Origin of the sequence: Bacillus sp. BF2-3, from assembly GCF_008368795.1 — a bacterium.
Taxonomy (GTDB): domain Bacteria; phylum Bacillota; class Bacilli; order Bacillales; family Bacillaceae_G; genus Bacillus_A; species Bacillus_A cereus.
The window spans coordinates 1-18,373 of record NZ_QOSA01000055.1 but is presented as its reverse complement, the minus strand read 5'-3'; the positions used below and the strand labels follow the sequence as shown (position 1 = coordinate 18,373).

Genomic DNA, 18,373 nt, shown 5'->3' with positions numbered 1-18,373 from the left:
TTTAGCGGAATAACCTCCCACGTTTACGCCTGTTTTCAGGTATAACCTGAGGATGAGCGCCATCCATTTATTTAAAAACGATAATCATTTACGATAATAAAGGTTGCGAATTGGAATTCCAGACCCGCAACCTTTTTTAAAACAAATCGAATTAGTCTTCGATAACGATGCCCATACTGCGTGCAGTACCTTCAACCATACGCATTGCAGCTTCTACGCTAGCAGCGTTTAGGTCAGGCATTTTAGTTTCAGCGATTTCGCGTACTTTATCACGCTTAACAGTTGCCACTTTATTACGGTTTGGTTCACCAGAACCAGACTCAATACCAGCTACTTTCTTAAGAAGAACAGCAGCAGGAGGAGTTTTAGTAATGAAAGTGAATGAACGGTCCTCAAATACCGTAATTTCAACAGGGATGATAAGACCAGCTTGATCTGCTGTACGAGCGTTAAACTCTTTACAGAAGCCCATGATGTTAACACCTGCTTGTCCTAATGCTGGACCAACTGGTGGAGCTGGGTTAGCTTTACCTGCAGGAATTTGAAGCTTTACCATTTTAATTACCTTTTTAGCCACGAGACACACCTCCTTAAGTCCGTGATGTGGTCAATTGGACAGTGATTTGCCCTCCCACGTCATATTTTATCTGTAAGGATAAAATCTTTCAAAAAACGTCTCCGATAACGAAGACGTACTGACTTAAAAGATATTATCACTTTTTACAATTCATTTCAAGTTTCATTTTATAATTTTTCAATTTGATGGAAGTCAAGTTCAACTGGAGTCTCGCGACCAAACATGTCCACAAGCACGCTAACCTTTTTCTTCTCCACATCAATTTCTTCAATAGCACCTGTATAATCTGCGAATGGCCCCTCATTTACACGTACTGTCTCATGAAGTTCAAAGTCGAAATCAACCACTTCGTTGTCCATTCCCATATGTTTCATAATGGTAACAACTTCCTCTTCTAATAGAGGTGATGGTTTAGATCCAGAACCAGAAGAACCAACGAACCCAGTTACACCCGGCGTGTTACGTACAACATACCAAGAGTCATCAGTCATGATTAATTCTACTAATACATAACCTGGGAACACTTTTCTTTTCATTAATTTTTCTTTTCCGTTTTTCATTTCTACTTCTACTTCTTCCGGGACAACAACACGGAAAATTTTATCTTGCATACCCATTGATTCTACACGTTTCTCTAGGTTTGCTTTTACTTTATTTTCATATCCAGAATAAGTATGGACAACATACCAACTTTTTTCCATTCATTTAGGACGAGCGTCCTTCCCTCCCTGACGTACATTTTTTTGCGCAAATGAAAAAACCCGTTCACCGGGCTTTTACACAGTTCTTATAAATAACATTATATCATGGATAAGTGCTTCTTATTCAAGAATTAACCAAGAATTAACCGAATTAAAGAAGAAATGCCCATATCAACTACTGCGAAGAAAATCGCAAAGAACACAACTGTAGCAACAACAGTCGCTGTTGAGCGGAGTAATTCATCTTTTTTAGGCCAACTTACTTTTTTCATTTCGCGACCTACATCGCCGAAAAAGTTCGTTAAACGCATCTGCGGGACCTCCAGTGTATTATTTCAATTATTTATTTTGTTTCCTTGTGAACTGTATGCTGATTGCATGTTTTACAAAACTTTTTTATTTCAAGTCGCTCTATTGAGCTCGTATCTTTCATAGTAGAGTAGTTTCGATTTTTACACTCTTCACATGAGAGTACAACTTTTTTCCTCATTAGTTACACCAACCTTGTAACATTATGTCCCTAAAAATGTATCATACAATAAAAGACAATGTCAATGACATGCATTTTGTACTCTCTACAAAAGAAAACAGGTGATTTATTTTACACCTGTAGCACTTGTTACTTCTTATGAATTTAAAGTTGTACTTTCTCTCATTTCCATATATCGTTCCAATTTTCTCTTTACTCTTTGTAAAGCGTTATCAATAGATTTCACATGCCTGTTTAACTGTTCTGAAATCTCTTGATAAGAACGACCATCTAAATATAAAGAAAGCACTTTCCTTTCTAAATCGCTTAATAATTCAGATATTTTTGATTCTATGTCTGTATATTCTTCCTGGCTAATGATCATCTCTTCAGGATCAGTCACCTTCGCTTCAGAAATAACATCCAATAACGTTCGATCAGATTCCTCATCGTAAATCGGCTTATCTAAAGACACATACGAATTTAAAGGAATATGTTTTTGTCTTGTTGCCGTTTTAATAGCGGTAATAATTTGTCGAGTGATACATAGTTCAGCAAATGCTTTGAATGAAGACAGCTTGTCCTCTTTATAATCACGAATTGCTTTAAACAACCCTATCATACCTTCTTGAACAATGTCTTCTCGATCGGCACCCACTAAAAAGTAAGATCTTGATTTCGCACGAACAAAGTTCTTATACTTGTGAATTAAATATTCTAGAGCGTCAGTATTACCTTTTCGAACTAACTCAACGATTGCCTCATCCTCTAAATCACGAAATGTAACGTCGCCTATACTTACGAAGCCTGCTTCCACCTTGATCCCTCCGACCGCTATTTATTTAGCAATATTATACAGTAAAAAGATAAAGAGCGTCAATGCTTCAACGCTCTCCTCTTCTTAATTTTTCTAATTTTTCTGTAATATCTTTACTAAATATCTTTCGCATGGCGGGCTGCTGTTCTTTCGTGTCTTTTGTGCGCCTTCTTACTTGTTGTTCCATCGCTTGTACTTCCAACTCTAATTCACGCGCAGATTTTCGAAGGGCACCTTGCCCAAATATAACCCATTGTTCTGTATAATCAGAAGTCGCAACATATATTTGTGTATTTATATTTCTAAGCTCTATCGCAAGTTGCTCTATCTTTTCGTCTGCAGTTTGATTCTTTCGTGTGAATATTACTTCTACACGAGATTGTTTCATCTTTTTTTCAATACCATGGACTGTATAGGCATCAAAGACTATCATCACTTTTATACCTGTATAACCTTGATAATCCGCCATCTTATCAATAAGCGCATCTCTTGATGATTGTAAATCTACATCCCGCAGTTTCTTCAAATCTCCCCAAGCTCCGATAATGTTGTAACCGTCAACGATTAAAATATCGTTCATTTTTTATTTACCAATTTCGTGACGTTTACGATATACCTCATACATTAACAAACTTGCGGCTACTGAAGCATTTAAGGATGTAACTTTACCAACCATCGGTAAAGTGATTAAGAAATCACACTTTTCACCAATAATACGACTCATACCTTTTCCTTCACTACCAATTACTAACCCAATCGGCATTGTACCATCTAAATTACGGTAATCCGTTTTCCCTTTGGCATCTGTACCAGCAATCCAAAGTCCACGCTCTTTTAATTCATCAATTGTACGAGATAAGTTTGTTACGCGCGCAACAGGAATGTATTCAATCGCTCCTGTTGATGCTTTCGCAACTGATGCTGTAAGTCCCACAGCTCTTCTCTTCGGAATAATAATTCCATGAGCTCCTGTTGCATCAGCAGTACGCATAATAGAACCTAGGTTATGCGGATCTTCAATCTCATCTAAAATCAAGAAGAATGGATCTTCATTACGTTTTTCTGCCACTTTGAATAAATCTTCTAACTCTGCATACTGATATGCAGCTACTTGAGCAATTACACCTTGATGATTACCCTCAACTAATTGATCTAACTTTTTCTTTGGTGCATGTTGTAAAATAATCTTATTTTCTTTCGCTAACGCTAGTACAATTTGTACTTGTCCTTTGGCAGCACCTTCTGCGATCCAAATTTTATTAATATCTCTCCCTGATCTTAACGCTTCAATTACAGGGTTACGTCCGATAATATATTCACTAGTCATGATGATGTGCCCCCTTCCTTTTCTTCTAAAACTGCAATTGCCTTATATACAATTTCGTCTAATCTTTCACGATTATTTAATAAATGATGATAACCAATTAGCGCTTCAAAGGCTGTACTATGTCGATATGTTTGTACATCTGTATTTTTCGGAACTGTACCTGAATTTGCATTACGCCCTCTTCTTAATACCGCCTCTTCTTCCTCTGTCAAAAATGCCGTCTCTAATAAATGATAAACAACTTTCGCCTGTGCTTTTGCTGAAACAAAGCTCGTCCCTAAGCGGTGTAATTGATTAGGGCGAACTTTTCCTTTTTGAAGGAGGTGATAGCGGATATATTGTTCGTATACCGCATCACCCATATACGCTAACGCCAAGCTGTTTAATTGCTTTGCATCGATCATCCTTATCCTCTTTTCCATCTTGTACCTTGAGCAGTATCTTCTAAAATAATATTACGTTCTTTTAAATCGTCACGAATTTGATCAGACAATGCAAAATCACGATTTTTACGAGCTTCAATGCGCTTTTGGATAAGCTCTTCAATTTCTTCATCCAGTAATTCTTCTTTTGATAATTCTAATCCCAAAATATCAAATAACGTTTCCAGTTGTTTTACGTATGCTTCAATCACAACTTTAGATGTATGCTCTTCAAGTAAATATTGATTTGCATGATTTGCTACGTTGTATAATTCGGTAATTGCATTTGCAGTGTTAAAGTCATCATTCATTGCCTCTTCAAATGCAGTCTGGAATTTCTCTATTTCAGCTAACCATTTCTCATTATGGTCCGTTAAATCCGTACTACTCTCCATACGATGCTTTAAGTTTCCATAAGCTGTTTTAATTCTTTCCAGTCCATTATTCGTACTTTGTAATAACTCTTCACTAAAGTTAATCGGGTGACGATAGTGTACTGATAACATAAAGAATCTAATTAACTGCGGGTCGTATTGCTTAATAATATCGTGAACTAAAATAAAGTTACCAAGCGATTTAGACATCTTCTCATTGTTAATATTAATATATCCATTATGCATCCAGTAACGTGCAAACGTTTTTCCAGTCAATGCCTCTGACTGCGCAATTTCATTTTCATGATGTGGGAAAGCCAAGTCTTGACCACCAGCATGAATGTCAATTGTATCCCCTAAGTACTTACGCGCCATTGCTGAGCATTCAATATGCCATCCTGGACGTCCTTGCCCCCAAGGGCTTTCCCAGAAGATTTCTCCTTCTTTCGCAGCTTTCCATAAAGCAAAATCAAGAGGGTCTTGTTTCTTTTCCCCTACCTCAATACGAGCACCGTGACGTAAATCTGCGATTGGTTGATGTGATAATTTACCGTAACCTTCGAATTCCTTCGTCTTAAAGTACACATCACCCTCTGATTCATATGCATACCCTTTATTCACAAGTTCTTGAATAAATTCAATAATGATATCCATATTTTCTGTTACACGAGGATGAACTGTTGCGTGTTTGCAACCTAGTGCTGTTACATCTTCAAAGTACGCTTCAACAAAACGATCAGCAATTGTCGGTACATCTTCACCTAATTCATTTGCCGCTTTAATTAATTTATCATCTACATCCGTAAAGTTAGATACATATTGCACATCGTATCCTTTGTATTCTAAATAACGACGCACTGTATCGAATACCATAGGAGGCCTTGCATTCCCAATATGAATGTAGTTATAAACTGTAGGTCCGCATACATACATCTTTACCTTATTTTCTTCTAATGGAACAAACTCTTCTTTTTGACGTGTTAACGTATTATAAATGTGAATAGTCATTTTTATCCTTCCTTTCTACCTTTAATTCCAATTGTTTTTTCAATTTATCAAGTTCTACTTCCATAGCCTTTAATTTATCAAAAATCGGATCCGGAAGGTCAGAGTGATTTAATTCTTGACCAATCTTTACTCCATTTTGAATAACGACACGGCCAGGTATACCTACAACTGTAGAATGTGCAGGAACTTCTTTTAATACGACAGACCCTGCTCCGATTTTAGAATTCTCTCCCACAGTAATAGAACCAAGAACTTTAGCACCCGTCGCAATTAATACATTATCCTGAATTGTTGGATGCCTCTTTCCTTTTTCTTTTCCTGTACCACCTAATGTAACCCCTTGATAAATCGTTACATTATCACCAATTTCACAAGTTTCTCCGATTACAACTCCCATTCCATGATCTATGAAAAAACGTCGACCAATTGTTGCTCCTGGATGGATCTCAATGCCAGTAAAAAAGCGGCTCACTTGTGAAACAAAACGTGCAAGAAAGAAAAAATTTCTTTTATAAAAAGCATGTGCAATTCGATGGGCCCAAACTGCATGTAATCCAGAGTAAGTTAAAATGACTTCGAAATAACCTCTTGCCGCTGGATCCTGTTCAAAAACGACTTCAATATCTTCCCGAAGCCTCTTAAACATCGGTGTTCCCTCCCCTTTATGGGCTGCTTTTTTGTCGAGCGAACTAACTCCCCTAACTCATCACTTCTCCCCTAATTCTTTATATAAGGAGATAAATTCTATATTCATACCTATTTACACGGTATAAAAAAAAGGCGTCTCTGTCATATTGACAGAGACGCCTTTTAAGCGCGGTTCCACTCTGTTTAGGCTTAAAAAAGCCTCAAACTCATCCATGATAACGGTGTAAACCGCTTCTGCTTACTTTGCGGCCTAAGACATCCCACGAAGCAATTCGCTGTTCAGCAGAAGACTCGAAGGGGCATTTCAAAAATCCGCTTATAAACCACTCCCAGCCTAAAGGTGGTTCTCTCTGTAAAAAGCCTGATTTTCTACTTCTCCTTCTCGTCGCTTTTCCTTATTAGGTTTTAGGTATACTTATTATATTTCTAAACCTAGAAAATGTTAACCAATTACTTTTTGAAGACGATTTAAAACTTTTTCTTTTCCAAGAAGTGCAATAGCATTCGGAAGCTCTGGACCATGCGTTTGTCCTGTAGTTGCAACACGGATTGGCATAAATAAATTTTTACCTTTATGTCCTGTTTCCTTTTGAACTGCTTTAATCGCTGCCTTAATTGCTGCTGGCTCCATTGCTTCTAGAGCTTCTATTTGACCAGCAAATGCACGAAGTACTTCAGGTACTTGTTCACCATTTAATACTTCTTGTCCTTCTTCTTCATAATCAACATGATCTTTAAAGAACATTTCAGAAAGCTCTACAATTTCAGCTCCAAAACTCATTTGTTCATGGTATAAAGCAATTACATCACGAATCCAAGCTTGGTCTTGTTCGCTTAAAGTTTCTCCCACACGTCCAGCTTTCACTAAATGCGGTAAGCTTAACTCTACAACCGTATCTAAATCTTGCTTTTTCATATACTGGTTGTTCATCCATTTTAGTTTTTGAGAATCAAATAATGCAGGTGATTTTGATAAACGAGCTGCATCGAACATTTTGATAAACTCATCTTTAGAGAAGATTTCTTCTTCTCCTACCGGAGACCAACCTAGTAGTGCAATAAAGTTAAAGATTGCTTCTGGAAGATACCCAAGCTCTTTATATTGCTCAATAAATTGAATAATAGATTCATCACGCTTACTTAACTTTTTACGACTTTCATTAACAATTAGAGTCATATGACCGAATTGTGGAATATCCCAGCCGAAAGCTTCATAAATCATCATTTGTTTCGGTGTATTTGAAATATGATCATCACCACGAAGTACATGTGTAATTTCCATTAGATGATCATCTACTGCTACTGCAAAGTTATAAGTTGGAATTCCATCCTTTTTCACAATAACAAAATCACCGAAATCATTTGAATGGAACGCAACTTCATCTTTTACAATATCTTTGAATGTGTAGTCACGATTAGCTGGTACACGGAAACGAATACTTGGAATACGTCCCTCAGCTTCAAATTCTTTCACTTGTTCTTCAGTTAATTCACGGTGGTTACCTGCGTAACGAGGTGTTTCACCGCGAGCGATTTGTCCTTCACGCTCTGCTTCTAGCTCTTCTTCTGTCATATAACATTTATAAGCTAGACCACGCTCTAATAAATCTTCATATAATTTTTTATAAATATCTAAACGCTCTGTTTGGCGATATGGTCCAAATTCACCACCAACATCAACACCTTCATCCCAGTCCATACCGAGCCATTTCAAGTATTTTAATTGGCTTTCTTCTCCACCAGCCACGTTACGTTTTACATCAGTATCTTCAATACGAATAATAAATTTGCCATCTAAATGACGAGCAAATAAATAATTAAATAATGCCGTACGCGCATTTCCGATATGTAAGTGTCCTGTTGGACTTGGCGCGTAGCGCACTCTCACTTGCTTTTCCATAATTGGTACACCTTCCATTCTTAATGTCAACACATTCTATAATTGTACACCAAAAAAATGTGATTATCCATCTTACGAATTAAAAACCATTATTTTTTCTGTAATAAAACAACCGCTTGAGAAGCAATCCCTTCTTCTCTACCTGTAAATCCTAATTTTTCTGTTGTTGTTGCCTTTACATTAATGTTATCGATAGACGTTTCTAACAGTTCACTAATGCGCTTACGCATACTCTCAATATGTGGTGCCATTTTTGGTTTTTGAGCAATAATTGTACAATCTAAATTTCCTAACTCGTAACCTTGTTCACGCACAAATTCCCAAACTTTTTGTAACAATACAGCTGAATCTGCATCTTTAAAAGCTGGGTCTGTATCAGGAAAATGCTTTCCGATATCTCCTGCTGCAATCGCACCTAAACATGCATCAGCAATCGTATGTAACAATACATCTGCATCTGAATGGCCGATTAATCCTTTCTCGTGTGGAATTGTAATTCCACCGATAATCAACGGGCGCCCTTCCGCAAATTCATGTACATCAAAACCTTGTCCAATTCGAAACATCCTTACTTCCTCCTTAAGCTAAACTACTGAGCTTTATGACTCTATATTATATCGCTATCCTTATAAAGAAAAGCCCGGCTGTTGCCGAGCTTTTCTTTATTAACACGTCATCAATGTTATTTCTTTTGAACACGTAGGAAACTTTCAGCAATTAATAGATCTTCCGGAGTCGTCACTTTAATATTATAGTAACTCCCCTCTACTACACCTACTTGCTTCCCAACACGTTCTACAAGACTTGCATCATCTGTGCCAAGAAAACAACTTTGCTTTGCGCTTCTATGAGCTTCTAGCAAAAGAGAAACAGAGAATCCTTGTGGTGTTTGTACAGCGTTGAGTTGAGATCGCTCTACCGTTTCTACAACAACACCCTGCTCTACTTTCTTAACAGTATCTTTTACTGGCACTGCACAAATGGAAGCTCCATATTTTTCTGCTGCAGTTAATACATCGCGAATCACTTTATTCGTTACGAACGGGCGCGCCCCGTCATGCACAAGAACATATTCGACACCACTCGCATACTGAAGTGCGTTATAGACGCTATCTTGTCTTTCGGCTCCACCCTGAATGAATTGTACGTGCTTTTCAATCTGGTACTTCTGCATTAACTCTTCAAAATACGGGCGTTCTTCTTCGTTAATTGCCATAATAATACTTTTGCACGCTTTATCTTTTTCAAAAGCACGCAATGTGTGCACAATAATTGGTACTTCATCTATAAGTAAAAATAACTTATTTTTACCAGCACCCATTCGTTTTCCTTGGCCCGCTGCCGGAATAATTAATGTATACATATTAATAATCCTCTACTTATAATGCTTTTTCTAGCAATTTACGTTTTGCGAAAATCATACGACCAGCCGATGTTTGTAATACGCTAGTAACAAGTACGTCAAGTTGTGAACCCACATACTCTCTACCATCTTCTACTACAATCATCGTACCATCATCTAAGTATGCAACACCTTGATTTTGTTCTTTACCATCTTTCACAACATAAACACTTAATTCTTCACCAGGGAGTACGACTGGTTTAATCGCATTAGCTAAATCATTAATGTTTAACACCGTAACCCCTTGTAATTCAGAAACTTTGTTTAAATTGAAATCGTTTGTTACTACAGTTCCACCAGTGATTTTTGCCAACTTTACAAGCTTGCTATCTACTTCTTGGATATCATCGAAATCGCCTTCATAAATTTCTACCGGAATTGGCATCTCCTTTTGAATACGATTTAAAATGTCTAGCCCTCTGCGGCCACGATTACGCTTTAAAGCATCTGAAGAATCGGCAATATGCTGAAGCTCTTCTAATACGAATTGCGGAATGACAATTGTTCCTTCTAAAAACTTTGTTTGGCAAATATCTGCAATACGTCCGTCAATAATTACACTCGTATCGAGAATTTTCCAATGAGTCGTAGATTTTTCTGCTTCGACCTCTACCTCTTCATTCTCACTATTGTTTTTCTTCTTACCTCCGCGTTGGGGTAATGTAAATAATCCTAGCAATTCATTCCTCTTTTTAAATCCTACTTGGAATCCTAAATATCCAAGTAAAAGGGTGAAGAACACTTGCAACACCGTACTAATAACTGGAATTGTAAATTCACGAATTGGTATCAAAATTAAATATGCAACAATAAGACCAGAGATTAATCCTAATGTACCAAATAAAACATCTGCTACAGGCGCCTTTACAAGAGCCTCTTCAATATGCTTAATAAGTTGAACAATATAATCTACAAGCCAAAATGTTGTTAAAAATAAAATAATTGCACCAATAATTGCACGAACATACGATCCTTCCAACAAAGGAACCGCACCGATATCTAATACATTAATAATTTTTGGGATTAAGTAAATCCCTAACGCTCCCCCGATCACTAAAAAGAAGAGCTGTACAATCCGTTTTAACATCCAACCACCTCCTACTCATTATTAACCATTGTTTCGCTAATCAAAACGCCGAATGCAAAAGCGGACGTGTTTTTTTGTAAATAGTTTTATTTACCAATATATCATATCATATACCAAAAATGTTCTAGTGTCGTTATATTATAGAATCAATGTAATATTCTTAATTGTGTCTACTCATATAGAGATGCTCTTGAATTCTTTTTAGACCTTCTCGTATTTTCTTCGCTCTCACTTCTCCAATTCCTTCCACATCATCCAATTCATTAATAGTTGCTCGGCAAACACCTTGCAATGTTTTAAATCGATTAATTAAATTCTCGATAATAAGTGGCGGAACACGAGAAATCTTGCTTGTGATTCGGTACCCTCTAGGTGTCACACTTTCTTCTAAACTTGTTTGTCCTGGATAGCCAAGCAATTTAACTAAATCACTATCCTCTAAAAGTTGTGTATTTGCAAGATCTTGTAACTTTTTCAAGATTTGATGATGGTCTTGTGTTTTCTCCTGGTGATAATCTTTAATTAACAATGCTGCCTCTGCCTCTAAATCAGCTAGTAATTCTGTAAGCTGTAAACGAATTAACCTACCTTCTGTTCCTAACTCATGAATATAGCTCAATATTTCATTTTTAATACGCAGCACCATTTCAACACTATGTAAAACGTGAACCACCTCGGACATTGTAACGACCTCTTCAAATTCTAGAATACCCAAATTCGTAATGCCGTCATTCCATACAGCCTTATATTTTTCTAGCGTTTGAATTGCTTGATTTGCCTTCGTTAAAATGACACCTATATCTTTTAATGTATAACGTAAGTTCCCTTGATATAGCGTAATTACATTACGTCTTTGTGAAATGGCCACAACAAGGCTGCCCGTCTGCTTTGCTACACGCTCTGCTGTTCGGTGACGCATACCTGTTTCAATAGAATCAATAGATGAATCTGGAACTAACTGTGCGTTTGCAATTAAAATTTTACTTCCAGTTTCATTTAAAATAAGTGCTCCATCCATTTTTGCTAATTCATATAAACTAGCAGGAGAGAATGCGCAATTAATATGAAAACCACCATCAACAATGCTTTTAATCTGCTCATTATACCCAAGAACAATTAGTCCCCCCGTTTGTGCGCGAAGTACATTATCTATCCCTTCGCGCAGTGGTGTTCCTGGGGCCACGAGCTGTAAAATGTTAATCATACTTTTGACACGTTGCTTATTTTCTTCCATAGCCTAGCCTCCTAATGTCAAACGAAGCGCTTCTCCCAAATTAGAAACACCTACAACCTCAATCCCCTCTGGAATTGTCCATCCCCCTAAATTTTTTCTAGGAATGATAGCACGTTGAAATCCTAATTTAGCTGCTTCTTGTACACGTTGTTCAATTCTTGATACTCTTCTTATTTCTCCAGTTAATCCAACTTCTCCTATTACCGCATCAGTTGGTGCCGTAGATTTATCTCTAAAACTTGAAGCTATACTTAAGGCGACAGCTAAATCAATTGCCGGTTCGTCTAATTTCAAACCACCAGCTACTTTTAAATACGCATCTTGATTTTGTAATAGTAAACCTGTTCTTTTCTCTAGTACCGCCATAATAAGCGAGACACGATTATGATCAATTCCTGTCGCCATTCTTCGAGGATTTCCAAAACTAGTAGGGGAAATTAATGCCTGTATTTCTACTAAAACTGGTCTTGTTCCTTCCATTGAGGCAACTACTGTTGAACCTGCAACTCCAACTGGTCTTTCCTCAAGGAAAATTTCAGAAGGATTTAAGACTTCTGCAAGGCCAAGTTCTTTCATTTCAAAGATACCCATTTCATTCGTAGAACCAAAACGATTCTTTACAGCTCGTAAAATACGATATGTATGGTGTCGATCTCCTTCAAAGTAAAGAACTGCATCGACCATATGTTCTAGCATACGCGGCCCCGCAATTGCACCTTCTTTTGTCACATGTCCTACGATGAAAATTGGGATTCCCTTTGTTTTTGCAAGTTTCATTAATTCTGCTGTACATTCACGTACTTGCGCCACACTACCAGGAGCTGATGTCACCTCAGGTAAATGTATCGTTTGAATAGAATCAATAACAACAAAAGCAGGATTCATCTCTTCAATATGTGCTGCAATACGCTGTAAATCTGTCTCTGATACAACAAATAGATTACTACCATTTACATGTAAACGATCTGCACGAAGTTTAATCTGCTTTGCTGACTCCTCACCTGATATATACAATACATCATATGAAGCATCTGCTAATTGCGAGGAAATCTGTAATAATAACGTTGATTTTCCAATCCCAGGGTCCCCACCAATAAGTACTAAAGATCCATCTACAATTCCGCCACCTAGTACACGGTTAAACTCTTGAAATTTCGTTTCAATACGTGCCTCAGACTTTGTTTCTACTTCTGTAAGACGTCTTGGTTTTGTTACTTCTGTTTGAATTGCATTTGCATAATTTAGGCGTCTAGATGATACAACGGGTTCCATCTCTTCAACAAGCGAATTCCATTGACCACACCCTGGACATTTACCCATATATTTTGGTGATTGATAACCACACTCTTGACATGTGAATTTTGTTTTCTTTTTAGCCATATCTTTTTATATTTCACTTCGCTTTCATCTATAAACATTTGACCTTCTCGTACAAGAAAGAGGGCTATCTCGTAGCCCTCTTAGTTTGTCTATACTTATTTTACCTTTTCAGCACTATGAATGACAAATGTTTCCCCTTCTACATCAAAGATAACTTTTTGACCTTTCTCAATAGCACCTTTTAAAAGTTCTTCCGATAGTCTATCTTCTACATGCTTCTGAATTGCTCTACGTAGTGGACGAGCACCATATTCACGATCAAACCCTTTATCAGCAATAGCTGCAATCGCTCCTTCTGTTAAGTGCAATTCAATTTCTTGTTCTTTTAAGCGATTCACTAACTGATTTACCATAAGAGTCACAATTTCTTGAATATGTTTTTTCTCAAGCATATGGAATACGATAATTTCATCAATACGGTTTAAGAATTCTGGACGAAATGCCTTTTTCAGCTCATCCATTACTTTACCTTTCATATCCGAATAATCACGGCTTTCATCTTGTACGTTAAATCCAAGATGTTTGTTACGTTTTAACGCCTCAGCACCAACGTTAGACGTCATAATAACAATCGTATTACGGAAATCAACTGTACGTCCTTTAGAATCAGTTAAACGACCATCTTCCAATACCTGTAGTAGAATATTAAATACATCAGGATGTGCCTTCTCTACTTCATCTAATAGGACAACTGAATAAGGCTTACGACGAACCTTCTCTGTTAATTGTCCGCCTTCTTCATACCCAACATATCCTGGAGGAGAACCAACTAAGCGAGAAGTTGAATGTTTCTCCATATACTCAGACATATCAATACGAATCATTGCATCCTCATCACCGAACATAGATTCTGCCAATGCTCTTGCTAATTCTGTTTTACCTACACCTGTTGGCCCTAAGAAAATAAATGAACCAATTGGACGTTTCGGATCTTTCAATCCTGCTCTTGCACGACGAACAGCTTTCGCTACAGCCACTACAGCTTCATCCTGACCGATGACACGATCATGAAGAATGGATTCTAAGTTTAATAATTTATCAGTCTCTGTTTGTGCAAGTTTAGAAACAGGGATACGTGTCCATGTAGAAACGACATTTGCAATATCTTCTACCGTAACCTCTGAATTTTCTTTTCCTTGTTGTTCTTTCCACTGACGTTTTGTATCTTCCAATTTCTCACGTAAGCGTTGTTCCATATCACGTAAGGAAGCAGCCTTTTCAAACTCTTGACTTTGTACAGCCGCATCTTTTTCTTTTCGAATTTCCTCAAGCTTCACTTCAAGCTCTTTTAAGTTTGGTGGTGTTGTATAAGAACGCAAGCGAACTTTTGAAGCAGCTTCATCAATTAAATCAATTGCTTTATCTGGTAAGAAACGATCCGTAATATAACGATCTGAAAGTTTTACAGCTGCATCAATTGCATCATCTGTAATAGACACACGGTGATGCGCCTCATAACGATCGCGTAACCCTTTCAAGATTTGAGTCGATTCTTCTAGACTCGGCTCATCAACATGAATTGGCTGGAAACGTCTCTCTAAAGCTGCATCCTTTTCAATATATTTACGATACTCATCTAAAGTTGTCGCACCAATACATTGTAATTCTCCGCGTGCTAAAGATGGTTTTAAAATATTCGATGCATCGATTGCACCTTCTGCTCCACCTGCACCGATTAATGTATGAAGTTCATCAATAAATAGAATAATATTCCCTGCTTGACGTATTTCATCCATTACTTTCTTTAAACGATCTTCAAACTCACCACGATATTTCGTCCCAGCTACCACTGTTCCCATATCTAGTGTCATAACACGCTTATCTCTTAACGTTTCAGGAACTTCATTATTTACGATTTGCTGTGCTAACCCTTCAGCAATTGCTGTTTTACCTACACCAGGCTCTCCAATTAACACTGGATTGTTTTTTGTTCTACGGCTTAACACTTCAATTACACGTTGAATTTCTTTACTACGTCCAATAACAGGATCCAAACGATTCTCACGTGCAACAACTGTTAAGTCGCGCGCTAAACTGTCTAGTGTCGGTGTATTTGCATTTGTCGATGAACCACCTTGGTGACCTGAACTTGCTTCGTTACTTCCAAGAAGTTGTAACACTTGTTGTCTTGCTTTGTTGAGGCTTACACCTAAATTATTTAATACACGTGCCGCTACACCTTCACCTTCACGGATTAAGCCAAGTAAAATATGTTCTGTTCCAACGTAAGAATGTCCTAGCTTACGCGCTTCATCCATAGACAATTCAATAACTTTTTTAGCACGAGGTGTATAATGTACAGTTTGAGAAGCTTCTGTTCCACGTCCAATTAACGCTTCTACCTCTTTTTGCACTTTCTCCGGGCTCAATCCAAGAGCAATTAACGCTTTTGCTGCAATTCCTTCACCTTCGCGTACAAGCCCAAGTAAAATATGTTCTGTTCCAATGTTATTATGCCCAATGCGAATTGCTTCCTCTTGAGATAAAGCTAATACTTTCTGTGCTCTTTCTGTAAATCTTCCAAACATCATAGAAATCGCCTCCTACTTGCGCTTAGTTTTTTTCAATACGTAATCGCTCACGGATTAAGGTTGCTCTTCGATAATCTCTTTCTTCTGGTCCTAAAGGTCCTCCTGCATATTGTTGTAAAATACCAGGTTGCGTAAGAACCATTAGCTCAGTCAAAATATTTCTCGATATACCTTTTATATATCCTAGATCAATACCGAGTCGTACATCCGATAAGCAAGTTGCCGCTTCTGCAGATTGAATTAAACGACTGTTTGCTAGTATACCGTAAGAACGATAAACCTTATCTTCAAGCTCAATACTCGAATTTTGTACAATTAATTCTCTGGCCAATTTTTCTTGTTGTATAATTTGCTGCATGACACTCTTTAAATCTGCAATAATATCTACTTCGGATTTCCCTAGCGTCATTTGATTTGATACTTGAAATATATTACCTAACGCTTCGCTACCTTCACCGTATATTCCTCTTACTACTAACCCTAATTTTTGAATTACTTGTATAATACGGCTAATTCTTTTTGTTAAAACCAGCCCTGGTAAATGAATCATTACAGAAGCTCTTAATCCTGTACCAACGTTAGTAGGACAACTCGTAATATATCCAAGTGATTCATCAAAAGCATATTCAACCTCTTTCTCAATCCAATTATCTATTTGATTAGCGCTTTGAAGCGCCTTTGATAACTGTAGCCCTGGAAATAGGCACTGAATCCTAATGTGGTCTTCCTCATTAAGCATCACACTAATGTGTTCGCTTTCTGATAACAGACATGCTCCATATTCGGTCCCTGCGAGATTTGGACTAATTAAATGCTTTTCGACTAAAACTCTCCTTTGAAGAGGCGTTAATTCATTCATTTTTAATAATCCAAACTTCCCAAAGGGCTCTACCGATTTATTTATAAATTTCTTTTTAAATAATTCTTGAACCTGTTGAGCTTCCTCTTCGTTTTGCATAGTAGAAAATTGATATTGCTTAAAATTACGAGCCAAACGAATTCGACTACTTAAAACAATATCAGAATCAGGGCCATCCCCCTTCATCCATGGACTAATCGCTTCATTCATAATTTTGTCCAGTGACATAGAACTACTCCCCCTCTCTATGCTCACTAAGCTGAGTTTCAAGCCCTCGAATTTCATCTCTTACCTCAGCAGCTTTCTCAAACTCCTCATTCTGTACATATTGTTTCAGAATAAGTTTTAGTTCATCTAATTCTTTCTTTAAGTGGACATTTCCTTCCATTCGTTCCGGAATTTTTCCACAATGTTCTGTATGTCCACCATGAAGTCGCTTTAACAATGGGTTTAAGTGTCCTTTAAATGTATCGTAACAAGAAGCACAACCAAAGCGTCCCACTTTTGTAAAATGTTCATATGTCATCTTACAATCTGGACATCTTACTGTATTTGTATTTGAAAACCCGTTTTTTCCTTCTCCAAACATTGTTGATTCACCGTGTAATAAACCAGCAAATACATCATGAAATGAAAAGTTAGACTGTGATGATTGAAAGAAAGACGTATAGCCACTTTGCTCCGCACATTGCTCACAAAGATGAACTTCCGCCTTCTTCTCGTTGATTACTTTTGTATAATGTAAAGTTGCTGGTCTTATATTACAGTTTTGACAAGTCATCAATATCCCCACCTTTACAACAGGAACGATCTACCTCATGATACTTTTCATACATTACTAGATTGTCCTCTTTCCTTAATCCACTCAGATAAAAGTACATGCTCTTTTTCAAAACTTCTACAATATTTAACTGCCCTATCTTAATTATCATTCTTTTACAAAAGCTGTATTTATTTATATTTCAGTGTTCTTAACATTGCGCATAATATTCGAGCCCTAAGTTCATCTCGAGAAGGAATATCCATTGATAATACAGAACGATCTAGTACACTTAACATTAATTTTGCTTCACGGCCTGTTATGATTCCCTCTTCTAATAAACGTATAATCATACTCTCTGCATTCCCTTGTGCAACGCTATGATCAATCATATGAAGCATTTGATCAATAATGTCTATATCATCATGCAGTTTGACTTTTATAATGCGAATGTAACCTCCTCCACCACGTTTACTTTCTACTACAAATCCTCTTTCTAATGTAAAACGGGTATTGATTACATAATTGATTTGAGATGGTACGCACTCGAATCGATCCGCAATCTCATTTCTTTTGATTTCAATCACATTATTATTACTTAAGTCAATAACTTGCTTTAGATATTGCTCAATGATATCAGATATATTTCTCATTTATCCGCCACCTTTATTGACTTTGACTATCTTTGACTTTAATTATATACGTATTAATAAAATTTGCAACTCTTTTGCTTATTCACTATCCTAGCCACATTCCCCTGCATTTAATCAAAATAGTAATTATTTAAGCATATTTTTTTAATTACTATGGATTATAAAAGAAAACACGAAAAAACACGAGTCATTTGACTCGTGTTTAGTTGCTTGGCGACGTCCTA

Annotated in this window: 20 protein-coding genes and 1 other annotated feature; all 20 genes read right to left on the bottom strand. The window is 37.1% G+C overall.

All coding sequences use genetic code 11. The features are described from left to right. Positions 1-151: 151 nt before the first annotated feature. The 20 genes from rplK to ctsR all read right to left on the bottom strand — a co-directional run bounded on the left by rplK (position 152) and on the right by ctsR (position 18,149). The gene (rplK, locus tag DN401_RS28305) at positions 152-577 is read right to left on the bottom strand and encodes a 50S ribosomal protein L11 (RefSeq protein WP_001085872.1); all 426 of its coding nucleotides are present in this window, start codon (positions 575-577) and stop codon (positions 152-154) included. Between the two features lie 167 nt (positions 578-744). Further along, positions 745-1,278 (bottom strand): transcription termination/antitermination protein NusG, encoded by a 534-nt coding sequence (nusG, locus tag DN401_RS28300; protein ID WP_000415794.1) that lies wholly within the window; start codon positions 1,276-1,278, stop codon positions 745-747. Between the two features lie 131 nt (positions 1,279-1,409). After that, complete coding sequence (secE, locus tag DN401_RS28295; RefSeq protein WP_001241323.1) at positions 1,410-1,589, bottom strand: preprotein translocase subunit SecE; 180 nt, start codon at positions 1,587-1,589, stop codon at positions 1,410-1,412. A 32-nt stretch (positions 1,590-1,621) separates the two neighbouring features. Then, complete coding sequence (rpmG, locus tag DN401_RS28290) at positions 1,622-1,768, bottom strand: 50S ribosomal protein L33 (protein ID WP_014481927.1); 147 nt, start codon at positions 1,766-1,768, stop codon at positions 1,622-1,624. A gap of 136 nt (positions 1,769-1,904) precedes the next feature. Then, a complete protein-coding gene (locus DN401_RS28285; RefSeq protein WP_000387193.1) occupies positions 1,905-2,564 on the bottom strand; it encodes an RNA polymerase factor sigma-70 in 660 nt (219 codons plus the stop codon). Positions 2,565-2,631: 67 nt separating this feature from the next. Continuing rightward, complete coding sequence (locus DN401_RS28280) at positions 2,632-3,144, bottom strand: NYN domain-containing protein (RefSeq protein ID WP_000997876.1); 513 nt, start codon at positions 3,142-3,144, stop codon at positions 2,632-2,634. A gap of 3 nt (positions 3,145-3,147) precedes the next feature. Beyond that, a complete protein-coding gene (gene rlmB, locus DN401_RS28275) occupies positions 3,148-3,891 on the bottom strand; it encodes a 23S rRNA (guanosine(2251)-2'-O)-methyltransferase RlmB (RefSeq protein ID WP_000200237.1) in 744 nt (247 codons plus the stop codon). Beyond that, complete coding sequence (locus tag DN401_RS28270) at positions 3,888-4,295, bottom strand: Mini-ribonuclease 3 (RefSeq protein ID WP_000564261.1); 408 nt, start codon at positions 4,293-4,295, stop codon at positions 3,888-3,890. The genes rlmB and DN401_RS28270 overlap by 4 nt, the downstream gene beginning before the upstream one ends. Before the next feature lie 2 nt (positions 4,296-4,297). Continuing rightward, positions 4,298-5,695, bottom strand: coding sequence for a cysteine--tRNA ligase (cysS, locus tag DN401_RS28265; RefSeq protein ID WP_000152276.1), 1,398 nt, complete (start codon positions 5,693-5,695; stop codon positions 4,298-4,300). Further along, positions 5,676-6,341 carry a serine O-acetyltransferase gene (gene cysE, locus DN401_RS28260; RefSeq protein ID WP_000476497.1) on the bottom strand — a complete coding sequence of 222 codons (666 nt, stop codon included), beginning with the start codon at positions 6,339-6,341 and terminating at the stop codon, positions 5,676-5,678. The genes cysS and cysE overlap by 20 nt, the downstream gene beginning before the upstream one ends. A gap of 150 nt (positions 6,342-6,491) precedes the next feature. After that, positions 6,492-6,738 (bottom strand) — a binding site (T-box leader). A 47-nt stretch (positions 6,739-6,785) separates the two neighbouring features. Next, complete coding sequence (gltX, locus tag DN401_RS28255) at positions 6,786-8,243, bottom strand: glutamate--tRNA ligase (protein ID WP_000415146.1); 1,458 nt, start codon at positions 8,241-8,243, stop codon at positions 6,786-6,788. 89 nt (positions 8,244-8,332) lie between these two features. Further along, complete coding sequence (ispF, locus tag DN401_RS28250; RefSeq protein ID WP_000488386.1) at positions 8,333-8,809, bottom strand: 2-C-methyl-D-erythritol 2,4-cyclodiphosphate synthase; 477 nt, start codon at positions 8,807-8,809, stop codon at positions 8,333-8,335. Positions 8,810-8,925: 116 nt separating this feature from the next. Next, positions 8,926-9,606, bottom strand: coding sequence for a 2-C-methyl-D-erythritol 4-phosphate cytidylyltransferase (gene ispD, locus DN401_RS28245; RefSeq protein WP_000288284.1), 681 nt, complete (start codon positions 9,604-9,606; stop codon positions 8,926-8,928). A gap of 16 nt (positions 9,607-9,622) precedes the next feature. After that, positions 9,623-10,732 carry a PIN/TRAM domain-containing protein gene (locus DN401_RS28240; RefSeq protein ID WP_000919677.1) on the bottom strand — a complete coding sequence of 370 codons (1,110 nt, stop codon included), beginning with the start codon at positions 10,730-10,732 and terminating at the stop codon, positions 9,623-9,625. A 160-nt stretch (positions 10,733-10,892) separates the two neighbouring features. Continuing rightward, positions 10,893-11,966 carry a DNA integrity scanning diadenylate cyclase DisA gene (disA, locus tag DN401_RS28235; protein WP_000392163.1) on the bottom strand — a complete coding sequence of 358 codons (1,074 nt, stop codon included), beginning with the start codon at positions 11,964-11,966 and terminating at the stop codon, positions 10,893-10,895. A 3-nt stretch (positions 11,967-11,969) separates the two neighbouring features. Continuing rightward, entirely contained in the window at positions 11,970-13,346 is a 1,377-nt protein-coding gene (radA, locus tag DN401_RS28230; RefSeq protein WP_001085202.1) for a DNA repair protein RadA, read from the bottom strand. A gap of 95 nt (positions 13,347-13,441) precedes the next feature. Further along, positions 13,442-15,877, bottom strand: coding sequence for an ATP-dependent protease ATP-binding subunit ClpC (gene clpC / locus DN401_RS28225; protein WP_000971183.1), 2,436 nt, complete (start codon positions 15,875-15,877; stop codon positions 13,442-13,444). A gap of 22 nt (positions 15,878-15,899) precedes the next feature. Then, complete coding sequence (locus DN401_RS28220; protein WP_000050843.1) at positions 15,900-16,964, bottom strand: protein-arginine kinase McsB; 1,065 nt, start codon at positions 16,962-16,964, stop codon at positions 15,900-15,902. Positions 16,965-16,968: 4 nt separating this feature from the next. Further along, positions 16,969-17,517: a protein-arginine kinase activator protein McsA gene (locus tag DN401_RS28215; protein WP_000128400.1), complete on the bottom strand. Its 549-nt coding sequence runs from the start codon at positions 17,515-17,517 to the stop codon at positions 16,969-16,971. A 170-nt stretch (positions 17,518-17,687) separates the two neighbouring features. Then, positions 17,688-18,149: a transcriptional regulator CtsR gene (gene ctsR, locus DN401_RS28210; protein ID WP_001244565.1), complete on the bottom strand. Its 462-nt coding sequence runs from the start codon at positions 18,147-18,149 to the stop codon at positions 17,688-17,690. Positions 18,150-18,373: the final 224 nt, after the last annotated feature.